This is a genomic window from Streptoverticillium reticulum (genome assembly GCF_047456005.1).
In the GTDB taxonomy this organism is placed as follows: Bacteria; Actinomycetota; Actinomycetes; order Streptomycetales; family Streptomycetaceae; genus Streptomyces; species Streptomyces reticulum.
In genome coordinates this window covers 22,465-34,996 of the sequence record NZ_CP179755.1, presented here as the reverse complement: position 1 = coordinate 34,996, position 12,532 = coordinate 22,465, and the positions used below count along the sequence as shown (strand labels likewise).

The window sequence follows — 12,532 nt, the reverse complement described above, 5'->3', positions numbered from 1 at the left end:
GCCTCCCCAGCCCCGGACCACCACCTCACTCGAACAAGTGGAAATCAAGTCGCAAAGCTGACAGCAGGTGGAGGTGACCTGCGGTGATACGGACGTACGGAACAATCCCGTTGCCTGGCCGCCCTGTTGGGCTTCCTCATGGGGCTCGTGAGTTCCTCCGCCTCCTCGCCGCCCGTCACCGCAGCGGGTCAGCCGCCCGTGATGCACCTCGCCTCCGACCGGCATCTCGAGGCGAGCACCAACTTGTCCACATGGGCGATAGCGCGCCGACTGCCCGGCACCCTCGCCGCGGCGACCCGGCTCGGATGGCGCACCGACCGGCACGCCATCCTGGCCCTGCTCACCTGCCAGACCGGCGCCGCAGCACTCACCGCGACCGCACTCGCGGCCACCACCCACGTACTGACCGCCGTGTTCACCGCAGACCACATCGCCCCAGGACTGCGCGAGAACCTGCCCGCCGTGGTGACCCTCGCCCTCGCCGCCTGCGGCCGCTACCTGCTCGACGCAGGCGCCCTCGCCGCTGCCGCCCGGCTCGCGCCGAAAGCCGTTCGCGAAGCCGACCTCCAGGTCATCACCGCAGCGACCGCCGCCGAGCTGGTCGCATACGAGGACCCCGACTTCGAGGACGCGCACGCCGCCGCCTCCGACGGTGCACAGAAGACCGGCGACCTCATCCTCGATGCCCAGCTGCTGACCTCCGCCACCGCGCAGATGGCCGCCGCGGCCACAGTGGTCACCGTCCTGCACCCGGTGATGCTCCCTCTGCTCACCCTCTCCGTGATCCCGTGCGCGTGGGGCGCCGTACACGGAGCGCGGATCGAGCACGCCGCTCACCACCGCAACCTCGCCGACTCCCGGCTACGGAACGTCTTCCGCTCCTACACCACCGAGCGCAACACCGCCGACGAAGTCCGCGCCGGCACCATGGCCGGCTTCCTGATCCGCCAGTACCGCATCGTCTCCGGCCGGCTGGAGACCGAGCAGCTCAAAGCCACCCGGCAGGCCCTGGTGGTGCAGGGCATCGGCGACGCACTCACCGCCGTCGGTACCACCACGACCTGGGGTGCGCTCATCCTGCTGGTGGCAACCGGCCGCATGGAGCTCGCCGCCGCGGGGACCGCAGCCCTGGCGGTGCGGACCTCAGGAGCAGCACTCACCACCACGGTCCTGGCCGGGTCCCGGCTGTTCCGCACCTCCCTGTCGCTCGACGACTGGGCCCACTTCCTCGCTGTGGCCAAACCATGGACCACCCGCCGCGGCACCGCTGCCGTCGCCGAGGACGGGCCGCACGTGATCACCACCCAAGACGTCACCTTCACCTACCCCGGCGCGGAACGACCCGCGATCGACGGCATCAACCTGGACCTCAAACGGGGCGAGGTCATCGCCCTGGTGGGCGAGAACGGCGCCGGCAAGAGCACGCTCGCCAAGCTGCTGACCGGCCTGTTCCTGCCCACCACGGGCTCGGTGAAGTGGGACGGAGTGGACTTGGCGGGCGCCGACCCGACCGGCGTGCTGTCCAAGGTGGCACTCGTGCCCCAGGACTACACCCGCTGGCCATTGGCAGCACGCGAGAACATCACCCTCGGCCAACCCCGCCCCGAAGGCGACGCCGCCGTGCACGCCGCGGCCGCCTCGGCCGGCGCCGACGCCGTCATCGCCAACCTGCCACACGGGCTTGACACCTCACTGGCCCGCTCCTGGTGGGGAGGACACGACCTGTCCGGCGGGCAGTGGCAGCGCATCGCGGTCGCCCGCGCCTTCCACCGCGACGCCCCCGTGCTCGTGATGGACGAGCCGACCGCCGCACTCGACGCCCGGGCCGAACACCGCATTTACACCCGGCTGAAGGCCCTTGCCGCAGGGCGTGCGACGGTATTCATCACCCACCGCCTGGCCAACACCCGTCTCGCAGACCGGATCGTCGTGCTCGACCAGGGCCGCGTCGCCGAGACGGGTACGTACGCCGAGCTGGTCGAACAGGCTGGGAGCTTCTTCGAGATGCTGAAGCTGCAGGAGGACCGGGACTGATCCGAATCCCTCGCTCATGAACACAAGTAATCGGAGCATCCCCCTCAAGTGCACTGGGCCAGTTCACCGGGCACTGCAGTGGTCTCGACAAGCCGCCCGCCGGCACCGCTTCAAGCCGTCGGACATGCGCAGAATCTCCTCGAACCGGGATCACACGTCACCTTGCCGGGTCACTGAACGAGGCCATGGTCCAGCAGGAGGAGCCAACGGTCACGCATGCCTTTGCGGTCACCAGACCGGCATCGTCACCTGGGCCGAGTCGTCGGACCACCATGCGTACTCCTCGGCACTTTCCCTCTCGCAGGCATCGGCGCTGCAGGGCCGGGCCAACTCCGCGGAAGATGCCACGCTCACGTCCGCAGGCCAATAAGCGGGTGAGCCGCCCGGCCCGCTGCCGCCCGGCGCCCAGACACCGGCACCAGGCGGCTCGGGCACCTCAGCAGCGTGCTCGGTGACAGTGGCGCAGGCGCGGCAGGTGTCGGCCAGGCGCCAGAGGCGGCCGCCGCGGTCCCGGGTGAGCAGCAGCCGGATCGGTCCTTCGCAGCCGCGGTGCCGGTAGTGCCACTGGCAGCCGTGTTCCCCGCACTGGCAGGTCCGCCAGTGCGGGGCAAGTGCCTCGCTGCGCACGTGCCGGGCCAGGTGGGCAACGACTGCTGTACGTACAGCCGCTCCTGTCGTGAGAGGTTCCTGGCCGCATTGCGGGCAGGTCACGGCCGCTCCGCCCGGGCGTGGGCGGACCTCGATGGTCCAGGTGCGCCGTGCCGGGGGTGGTCTCGTGCCGGACCTCATCGGTCGTCATCCTCCGTGCCGTGCCTGCGTGTCTGCCGGCCACAGGGTCCGCGCGTCTGGTGGTGCAGGGCGGGGGAGTGGCGGGCGGCGGCACACCGTAGTGCAGACCTCTGCCCTGCTCGATGCGGCGTGTCGCGGTCAAATAGGGCAGAGGTCTGCACTGACAGGGCAGGGGTCTGCACCGTGCGATGGACGGGTGACGATCTTTCCGCCCGACCCCAACCTCGGCGCGCTCCGCCTGGAGCTGTCACGGCTGCGGGCGGCGCGCGGATGGACCTACGACGAACTCGCCGCACGCAGCGGCCTGTCCCGCCGCACCCTCATCGAAATCGAGCAGGGCCGCACCATCGGCACCCTCGCCACCTGGCACGCCCTCGCCCACACCCTCGGCGCCCCCATCGACCACCTCCTGGGCACCCTGTGCGAGGGGCATGAACCGCCCGCCCCGCCCGCCCGCTGACAGCCCAGCAGGCCGCCCGGAACTACCACCCGAACCGGTGACGCCATGCAAACTCATGATCGACTGCGGGAATGTCTGTGCGGCAAATGAGGCCGTGCGGTGGACACTGGCGGCCCTGACACGCCTCATGCGGTGCGTCGCCTGTCAGCTTCCCGCGCATGCGCACCACCAGCACCCCACCCGAGAAAGCCGGCGCCCGCGCCTGGGACGGCAGCTTCAAGAACTACCGCACCCCCCGCTCCCTGCGCGTGGCCCCGGACAGTCCTACCCGTCTTCTCCGTGCCGCCCAGCCGGGCCGGTGCAGCGCTTGCGGCAACCGCATCGAGTGGTACTGCCGCCCCGGGGAACGCACCGTCCCTCTCCACCCGCGCGAACTGCCTGCCAAAGCCGTCCCCGTCGGCCAGCGCTGGCACGTCAGCTCCGGCCTCGCGCACCCCTCCGGGGACGGATCACCCTGGTGCCGGGTACGTCACCACGCCATCTGCCCCGTCACCACCGACGCCACCACCTCCGGCCTGCTGGGAACCCTGCGTCGGGCCCTGGCCGTCAACTCCCGCCGCCTGACCGACACCGGCACCTTCACCCCACCCCCCGACCCCACCCACCCCGACACCCCCAGCCCGGCCGCACCCGTCCGTCCGGTCGTCCACCTCCTCTACACCCGCTACCTCGCCCCAGGCCCCCTCGAACAGATCACTTGCGTCGCCCTCACCCGCGCCCGCCACCGCTGCCCCCACCCCGTCCTCGACCCCGACGCCCTGCCCGGCACCTGGACCCTCATCCCCCTCACCTCCCATCACCACGACGGCAGTCAACTCCCGCCCACCACCGAGGAGTCCATGGCCGTCTACGACCTGACCCACCTGCCCTACGCCGAGCAATTCCGCTGGCGCGCCCAGCGCTGTACCACCCACGCCGACACCCCCGCTGCAGCCGACATCGCCCTCACCGCCTGGGAACCCTTCAACCCCCAAACCCACCGCCAGCACATCCAGCACCAACTCCCCGACACCCCAAGCAGCCACCGGCCCCGGCAGGCCACCCCGTGACCGCGGCCGCCGCGTCACGTGTGCTGGTATGCGGCAGCCGCCAATGGCCCTGGCCCGACACCGTCACCACGCTCCTGGACCGCGCCGCGGCCCGCTACGGCGACGACCTCGTCATCATCGAAGGCGCCAGCACCGGCGCCACACACGCGGCACACCGCTGGTGCCTCGAGCACGACCTGCCCGCCTGGCGCCACCGCTGCCACCCCCTCACCCCCGCCGGCAAACGCCGCGCCCGCCGCTACTGGAACAGCGTCGAACGCAATCAGCGCATATTCCGCGACGAAGGCCCCCGCCTGGCCCTCGCCTTCCACCACCACCTCACCCCCGACAGCAGCGGCACCACAGCCGACCTGTGCCGCCGCGCCTTGGCCGCCGGTATCCCCGTCTGGCTGGTGCCCACCGTCAACCCCGACCACGGCATGTGGCTGCCCCACCCCGCATCCAGCCCTCAGCGCAACACCCCACCCGAGGCCAACACACCGGCACTCCCACCGACACCGGCCACCCTCGGAATCGGATGCGACCCTGACCTGGCCCCACCACCGACACCACCGTGGCCTCGCACAACCCACCCGCCCCACAAACCCTGAGGCCCCCAACACCCCACCACCCACTGTGAAGAGGTTGCTGTGCCCCCACCAGCCCCTGCCGACGACAGCGTCGAAGGAGTCGTTGACCACCTCGTCCTGGTCACCTACGACCAGCACACCGTCCTGCGCCTGACCCCCGCCGACGACACCCAGCAGGAGGCCGTCACCGCCGTCGGCAAAGCACTCTTCGGTACCCAGCCGGGGGAGAGCCTGCGCCTGACCGGTACCTGGACCCACCATCCCCGCTACGGCCGGCAGTTCAAGACCCACCGGTGTGAGCGCACCTGGCCGGCCACCGTCCGTGCGATTCGCCTCTACTAGTGCTTGGTCAGGTTCGCTGGTTGGTGGCGTGTCCTCTTGATCACCTGCGTCGTTGACTCGGCGTGCTGGGTGGGGAGTTGGCTGCGGTCCGGTGTGATCTGGAGGACTTCGCGGCGGAGGTATTCGGGGCGTTCGCGCGGGCGGACCAGCGCCGGTGGGGCGGGGTCTATCTGCGAGGACTGCTGATGTCTGGCGGCCGCAAGTCGGTGGAGCCGATGGCCGCTCGGCTCGGTGAGGAGGCCAACCGGCAGGCCCTGGCCCACTTCATCACCAACAGTCCCTGGGACCCGGCGCATGTCCGGGCCCGGCTGGCCTGGAGGATGCAGCCCGTGGTCAAGCCGGCCGCGTTCCTCGTCGATGACACCGGCTTCCTCAAGGACGGCCACGCCTCGGCCTGCGTGGCACGGCAGTACACCGGCACCGTGGGCAAGGTCACCAACTGCCAGGCCGGAGTGTCCTTGCACCTGGCCTCGGACCGTGCCTCGACGGCGGTCAACTGGCGGCTGTTCCTGCCCGAGAGCTGGGATCCGGCATCGCCGAAGGCCGATCCAGCCAAGGTGGCCCGCCGCGAGCGGTGCGGCATCCCCACCAGAACGGGCCATGTCGAGAAGTGGCAGCTGGCCCTGGACATGATCGACGAGACACGGTCCTGGGGCATCGAGGTGCCCCTGACCATCGCCGACGGCGGCTACGGAGACACCGCAGCCTTCCGCCTCGGTCTCGAGGACCGCGGGCTGCACTACGTGGTGGGCATCTCCACCACCGTGACCGCCCATCCCGAGGACGCCCGGCCGCACACCCCGCCCTACAACGGACGTGGCCGCCCGCCCGTCCCGGCCTATCCCGAGTCTGCCAGGCGCGTGAAGGAGCTGGTCATCGCGGCGGGCAGGCAGGCCGCCCGGCCCGTGCAGTGGCGGGAAGGGTCACGGCCAGGCACCGGCCGCAGTGGCTTCAAGCGCATGTACTCGCGCTTCGTGGCCCTGCAGATCCGGCCCGCCGGACGTGAGATCCGCAAAGCCGTTGCCGGCCCGGAACTGCCCACGTGCTGGCTGCTGGCCGAATGGCCCGCCGACCAGGACGAGCCGGTCCAGTTCTGGCTCTCCAACCTGCCAGCCGACACCCCGCTGACCACCCTGGTGCGGCTCGCGAAACTCCGCTGGCGCATCGAGCACGACTACCGCGAGATGAAACAGGCCCTGGGACTTGCCCACTTCGAAGGCCGGACCTGGAACGGATGGCACCACCACGTCACCCTCGTCTCCGCCGCCCACGCCTTCTGCACCCTCCAGCGCATGGCCCGTTCCCCAAAAGAGACGGCGCCGGCCTGAGCCTCTACCAGGTCACCCGCGAACTGCAGTTACTCCTCGCACTCTGGACCGGCGCCTGCCCCACCTGTCACCGCGACATGCCCACACTCACACCAACCTGACCAAGCACTACTACCTCGCCTCCGGAATAATCCACGGCATCGGCGAGGTGCTGGCCACCGCCATCGTCGACGCCTTCGGCCAGCAGACCCTGGACGTCATCGACACTGCCCCCGAGCGCCTGCTCGAGGTCCACGGCATCGGCCCCACCCGCCTGGAACGCATCACCGCAGCCTGGAAGACCCAGAAGGCCATCGCCGACATCATGGTCTTCCTCCAAGGCCTGGGCCTGTCCGCCCACCTCGCCGTGAAGATCTACCAGACCTACAAAGACGCAGGCCAAGACCCCCTGCAGACCATCCGCGACAACCCCTACCAGCTCTGCCGCGACATCCACGGCATCGGCTTCGACACCGCCGACCGCATCGCCCTGGCCGCCGGCATCCCCAAACACAGCAACCAACGCCTGCAAGCAGCCCTCCTGCACACCCTCAACCAAGCTCGCGGCACGGGCGACTGCCACCTGCCCGAACGGGTTCTGCTCGCCCGCACCCGCCACCTGCTCACCGACGACGACCCCACCACCGCCGACATCCTCGACGACACCGTCCTGCGCCAGTCCATCGACGCCCTACGCGCCACCGGAGAGACCATCGTCGAAGAACTCCCCGTCCCCGCCTCCGAAGACCACGACAGCTTCCACGCCGTCACCGCGGTCAGCCTCACCTGGATGCACAAAGCCGAAGCCGGCCTCGCCGAAGACATCAACCGCCTCAACAACGCCCCGCCCCGCCTGGCCGACCACGCCCACTGGCCGGGTTGCCTCCCCCAGAACGCTGTCGGCGCGCTGACCGATCAACAGCAGCAGGCCGTCCTCACCGCCCTCACCCGCCCGCTCTCGGTCCTGACCGGGGGACCGGGCTGCGGCAAGACCCACACCCTGCGCACCCTCGTCGACCTCGCCGCCCAAACCGGTTTGACTGTGGCGCTCGCTGCCCCCACCGGCAAAGGGTGCGGCTCGTTCTGAGTGAGATCGTCGTCAAGCGGTGAGTTGGTATTGGGCCTGGTCAGTCGGGTAGAGGCGGCGGTGTTCTGCGGTGATGTGGTGTCGCCAGTAGGCGTCGAGGTCGCCGTTGGCGGTGACGGCACGGAGATTGAGGACGGCTTCGGCGCCGGCGAGGCCCCAGCGGGCACCGCCAATGTCGAGACGGTCGGCGATCAGGTGCCTGGCTGCGCCCTCGATGATCCCGGTGGCGATGGGCCAGCCGGCCGCGAGGGCCTGGTCGTAGTGCAGGAAGTCGTTGTTGCCGCGCAGGTAGCGGACGCACGTATCGACACCGAGACGCTGATCGCTGGTCAACTCGGCCTGGTCCGCCTGGGCTTGAAGGGTGTCAGCGACCTCGGCGGCATCGCCGTTCAGGATGGCGAGGGCGTGGGTGGCGACCCAGTCCTCGGCGCTCTGGTCGCCGGGGCGGTGGAAGCACCAGGCCGCGGACCACAACTTTTCCAGAACATGGATGATGTCGATGACGATGTGCACGTCGATATGATGAAGGCGGGCTTCAGCCTGGATGAGGTCGAGTTGGTGGCGGGCGCCGTCGACCAGGACGACCCAAGGGCGGCGGTGGCCGGGGTCGCGGGCGTGCGCATGGTCGAAGACCTGTGCCACGACGTGCTCGGCGTCGTGTTCGACCGAGCCCGACAGCCATTTGTTCCGGGCGACGGGGCCAGGTCGGCGGATGTGCCCGTCCGCGAAGCCGCCGGGCGGGGTGATCACGTCGTGCGGGCGGCGGGGTGCGGGCTCGGCGTCATAGACCGCGCCGAGCGTGGCCATGCGTTTTCGGGCGCTCTTCTCCCCGGCGGCCAGGCGCGTGCGGAAAGTGTGCTGCCGCTTCGCGGCGGCCTGGCGGGTGACTTCGCGCAGGGCCTCGGGCCTCATCACGATGCCCTTGCCGTCCGCGGACAGCACCAACACAGTGGAGTCGGTGCACGGTTCGAAGACCTTCGCTCCGTAGAAGCTGTCGATGTCACAGGCGGCCTCGACGAGCAGACCGGCCAGCCGGCGCTTGCCGAGCACGCGGCCGCACCGGCGCACGATCGCCTCGTGGGCCGCGTCATAGGACATGCGGGTGGCCGCCTGGACGGCGAGGCGGGCCAGGCCGTGGGAGTGTCGGCCCCGCGGCAGCGACAGCACGGCGTCCGCCGGGTGCACGTTCGACGCGTCGAGGCGCCGCCAGGCGCAGCGGGAGACCGTCACCGTGCCGAACACCGTGGCCAGCAGCCGTCCGTGCCCGGTCTCCAGCCGCGGCCTGGGCAGCCCGTCGGGGCCAAGAACGTGTGGGCGACGCGTCGCCGCGGCCTCTCGTTCGCGGCGTTCGCGCAGGTCCAGGTGATCCTGGAGCAGCTGCCGCAGCAGGTCACGGCCCCGCTCTTCGAGGAGTTCCTCCAGCTCGTGATGGGCCAGCTCGCCCGTCTGCGGCGCGGCCAGATCCGTCACGAGCACCTCAAACAATTTTGTCGCCGCCTCAAAGTCGTCAGCACTCGGCGGCGCGTCGTACCGTTCCACGAAGTTCTTCTTCCTGCGGGCGTTTCGGTTGGCACCTTCGACCGTAGGAAGAAGAACCCTCACCCGGAAGAACCCCGGCTCAACGGCCCCTGCCCTCAGGGTGTTCCACCACCGCGAACAGGCCTGGACTGCCCTCGGTGAGCCAGCCCCGCCGTGCAAGACGCTTGAGTTTCACCCGCACCGACTCCACCTTCGAGGGGCTCTCGCCCCGGCCGATCGCCACCGAGACCGCCTTCGACCGCATCGGCCGCCCCGTCGCCGTGAGCACCTCCATGATGTCCCGGTACCCGGCCGGCAACATCGCCGTGTCCATCCCCGCCACCCGATCCGGCACCGTCACCACCCCGATCGGCGAGCCATCTTCCGCCGGCCCAGGCCCGGCCGCAGGCCGCGGCACCGGCTCCTCGGCCGCCGCGTCGTCGAGGACCTCCCGCACCACCAGCCGCGCGATCTCCACCTGCGCGAGCATCTCCTCGAACGCCTCAAGTTGCTCGCTCAACTCCGCGACCTGCACCCGCAGTTCGCCCACCCGCTCCCGGATCGCCGACTCACGCCGTTCCAGTTCCTCCAGCAGGGACGCCATGACCCCACCCCCTCACTCCGAAGGTAGGAGCGACCAGCACTCACGACCAGCCCACCTGTACAAAGCCCCAGCTCAGCCAGTCACTCGAAACGAACCGGACCCAAACTTTACAGACCCGGCGAATGAGGCAGGTGCCGCGCATCGGGCGGTATTGCAGCGTTGCTGGCCGTTTACGGGCTGGCCGGTGAGCGGGTTCCGTGGCTGTTGTCGTCGTCCGTGCCCGTGACTCTGCGTATGGAGGCGGATGTTCACGTTGATGACGTGGTAGTTGAACTCGCGGACGGTGCCTGTGCGTGTGACGCAGCGCGAAGTACGCCGACTCGGGCTCCCATCGCTGGTGGTAGAGGGCGACGAGAGCCGGGGCGGGGTAGCGACGGGCAACGGTTAGCGTCGTGGCCGGGCGGTAGGCGCTGGTGAACGAGCTGTCGCCGCAGGTCACGGTGCTCTACGCTTCCACGATGCGCACCGCAACGGTGCCGATGGCGGAGAAGTAGGAGCCGTCACCGGGGCGGGCTCAAGACCGGGGTGCGACGGTTGACGCGCAGCCAGCCCAGGAACTTGGCTCCGGTGCCGTTCACGGCGGCGAGGAATGCGCTGTCGTCGAAGGCCGTGTCCCACGGGGCCAGTTCGGCCGGGCCCAGATGATGCAGAAGCCGGCGAGCATAGGAGGTCCTGCCGCTCGGTATCGGGGTACTTGGTCGAGCTGCAGCCGTCGAAGGAGACCATCCGGAACGGCCCGAACCGCACTCCAGGAGTCATCGGCCGGGCGCGCGGACCAGCAAGCGTGTCGAACAAACACCGCATCGGCTCTGCACCGAGCCGTCGACGAGGTGGCGAAGGGCTTTCACACCGGGCTCCGCGACTTCGAGTCCGGCACCCGTCAGGGACGCAGTGAGCTTGCCCCAGACCAGCCGGTAGCCGACCTACGGGAACAGGCACATCGCGACAGGAAGTAGACCCCGACCCGCGAAGGCAGGTCCCGCGACCTGCGCTGCACGCACCGGGTTCGGCGAGGACGGTAACAACGGGGTCGAACGGTATGACCTACGTCAATCCGTCCAGACGACCGGGTGCGAACCGGCCCGCGGACACAGTGAACTCACGGACGATCCTCGTCACGCCAGGTGGCAGGGCGCAATGACCGTGCGGGCAACGGGACTCCTCGATGATCGGAAGTCTTGGCGGACTACCTGACCACCGCGGACCCGTTGCCCGCCGGACACTGAAAGAAAAGCTGAAGCACAAATCTCCTGGCACGGCCACCCAACCGGCTTCTACACGAGCCCAGCAGCCGTGACCCAAGATCGTGTTACGGGCTCGTAAGGAACTCACAGACCTGCCCTTCCCAAGTAATAGCGAGCTCGCGATTCCCAGCTGCCCTGCCGATACGATGGCTCCCGAAGGAGGCGATCACGAGTCTGCACGTAAGTGTTTGTCTTGTGCCCCATAGTGTCCCAGAATTGCCGCCCCCACCAATCCTTCGGTTTTGTCGAATCCAGCATCTCTTTGGCGTAGGCGACGTACTTGTCCCTGAATTGCTGCCCCGGAGCCCCTGGCCATGCCCGTGCCAGATACTTGGCAAATTCAGAAGATATGCCAGCGCGCAGCCCCCCCACGACGCGCGGGATTTCCTGCATATACTTGGATTCGACCTCCTTGGCGCCATTCGGTTTGGCGTTCACTTTATCCCAAGCTACATTGTACGCGCGAGGCCGACTACTCTTCTGCGGCACTTCTTGCGCCACAGCCATCGCCGCAAACGCCTTTGCGGTTGCTGCCTGGATCGCCTGCCCTTTAAGGAAGGCGAAAAGCGCTTCGGCGTACGACGAATCCACCTCCCTGGCACTTTCTGTGAGGAAATCATTCCACTTCTGGTCACGTTGCTCCACGAGCTTGTCGTACGCGTCTCGCAGCGCTTCCTCCTCTTGGTATTCCGTGGCGACCCTGTTTATTATGAGGGGAGCGGCAGCCAATACCGCACTCGGCCCTGCGCCGAAAATTTTTGAGACCTGAACTACTGCAATCAGCAGCTTAGACACTGAGCTTGCTTGTTGAACGGAGTCATTGGCCTGAATCCCGGCGGCGAGCCCCAGAACGTTGCCGACCATAGGGATCATTGGCGAGAACCGGGCTGCAGTCTGCAAATCCGACTCATCTGCACGGTAGGCAGCATTGACTTCGTTCACCCAGGCCTCAGCAGACTCCCGCGAAGTGAGTGCTGCCAGCACCCTTCCCTCCCGGCCTACCGCCCCGGACATTCCCTTCTTAACCGCTGTCTCAGTTCGCCCAGAAGCGACAAAGAATTTGTCCGTACTCAGCGACTCGGGCAGGCTGGAGGTCACCTGCACGGGGGCTCCCGAGTAGAGTACACGCTGCGCCTTGCGCATAAGCGCCGAGTCGGCCGACTGCTGCAGTATCTTATACACCCGTTGCCAATCGGCATTCAGATTCGCCTTCTTACCTCTGAACACCTCAAGCCGTGCAGCCTCTTCGATATTTTCAGGGGAATAGGCGCCGCTCGCCGCATAAGCTGGAGAAGTCAGCGCTGTAACGGAGACCAGCCCGCCGAGCGACCCAGCCGCCATCGCGAGCGCCGTACACGGGGCGACGACCCGAGAAGTGAGTCGACTCTTTTTCATCATGTCCCTCGCAGTCCTTACCGTCCTGCCTACGACCATCAATCCGATGGGTAGGTATTCAATTCTCCAACGGAAGCAGGAAGGCGCCGGAGTCAACAGCCGACCCGTTCCGCTCTGACACAGCATTTTCCCCC

At 68.4% G+C, this 12,532-nt stretch carries 11 protein-coding genes; 7 read left to right on the top strand and 4 right to left on the bottom strand.

Features of this window, described 5'->3' with window-relative positions:
- Window positions 1-138: 138 nt before the first annotated feature.
- Window positions 139-2,034: an ATP-binding cassette domain-containing protein gene (locus tag ACMATS_RS00165; protein WP_414166364.1), complete on the top strand. Its 1,896-nt coding sequence runs from the start codon at window positions 139-141 to the stop codon at window positions 2,032-2,034.
- Window positions 2,035-2,262: 228 nt separating this feature from the next.
- Here the strand turns inward: ACMATS_RS00165 and ACMATS_RS00160 are convergent, their stop codons facing one another.
- Complete coding sequence (locus ACMATS_RS00160; protein ID WP_414166363.1) at window positions 2,263-2,661, bottom strand: hypothetical protein; 399 nt, start codon at window positions 2,659-2,661, stop codon at window positions 2,263-2,265.
- Window positions 2,662-3,019: 358 nt separating this feature from the next.
- On the opposite strand from ACMATS_RS00160, the gene ACMATS_RS00155 reads away from it, so the two are divergent.
- The 6 genes from ACMATS_RS00155 to ACMATS_RS00130 all read left to right on the top strand — a co-directional run bounded on the left by ACMATS_RS00155 (window position 3,020) and on the right by ACMATS_RS00130 (window position 7,637).
- Window positions 3,020-3,283, top strand: a complete 264-nt coding sequence (locus ACMATS_RS00155) for a helix-turn-helix transcriptional regulator (RefSeq protein WP_414166362.1) — start codon at window positions 3,020-3,022, stop codon at window positions 3,281-3,283.
- Between the two features lie 158 nt (window positions 3,284-3,441).
- Entirely contained in the window at window positions 3,442-4,332 is an 891-nt protein-coding gene (locus ACMATS_RS00150) for a DUF6083 domain-containing protein (RefSeq protein WP_414166361.1), read from the top strand.
- Entirely contained in the window at window positions 4,329-4,922 is a 594-nt protein-coding gene (locus ACMATS_RS00145) for an SLOG family protein (RefSeq protein ID WP_414166360.1), read from the top strand. The genes ACMATS_RS00150 and ACMATS_RS00145 overlap by 4 nt, the downstream gene beginning before the upstream one ends.
- Window positions 4,923-4,961: 39 nt before the next feature.
- Window positions 4,962-5,243: a hypothetical protein gene (locus tag ACMATS_RS00140; RefSeq protein ID WP_414166359.1), complete on the top strand. Its 282-nt coding sequence runs from the start codon at window positions 4,962-4,964 to the stop codon at window positions 5,241-5,243.
- 77 nt (window positions 5,244-5,320) lie between these two features.
- The gene (locus ACMATS_RS00135; protein WP_414166358.1) at window positions 5,321-6,571 is read left to right on the top strand and encodes an IS701 family transposase; all 1,251 of its coding nucleotides are present in this window, start codon (window positions 5,321-5,323) and stop codon (window positions 6,569-6,571) included.
- A 43-nt stretch (window positions 6,572-6,614) separates the two neighbouring features.
- Window positions 6,615-7,637: a helix-hairpin-helix domain-containing protein gene (locus tag ACMATS_RS00130; RefSeq protein WP_414170620.1), complete on the top strand. Its 1,023-nt coding sequence runs from the start codon at window positions 6,615-6,617 to the stop codon at window positions 7,635-7,637.
- A 12-nt stretch (window positions 7,638-7,649) separates the two neighbouring features.
- Here the strand turns inward: ACMATS_RS00130 and ACMATS_RS00125 are convergent, their stop codons facing one another.
- The 3 genes from ACMATS_RS00125 to ACMATS_RS00115 all read right to left on the bottom strand — a co-directional run bounded on the left by ACMATS_RS00125 (window position 7,650) and on the right by ACMATS_RS00115 (window position 12,401).
- Window positions 7,650-9,176: an ISKra4 family transposase gene (locus tag ACMATS_RS00125; RefSeq protein ID WP_414166357.1), complete on the bottom strand. Its 1,527-nt coding sequence runs from the start codon at window positions 9,174-9,176 to the stop codon at window positions 7,650-7,652.
- A 79-nt stretch (window positions 9,177-9,255) separates the two neighbouring features.
- On the bottom strand, window positions 9,256-9,759 hold the full coding sequence (locus tag ACMATS_RS00120; protein WP_414166356.1) for a hypothetical protein: 504 nt from the start codon (window positions 9,757-9,759) through the stop codon (window positions 9,256-9,258).
- A 1,328-nt stretch (window positions 9,760-11,087) separates the two neighbouring features.
- Complete coding sequence (locus ACMATS_RS00115) at window positions 11,088-12,401, bottom strand: hypothetical protein (protein ID WP_414166355.1); 1,314 nt, start codon at window positions 12,399-12,401, stop codon at window positions 11,088-11,090.
- Window positions 12,402-12,532: the final 131 nt, after the last annotated feature.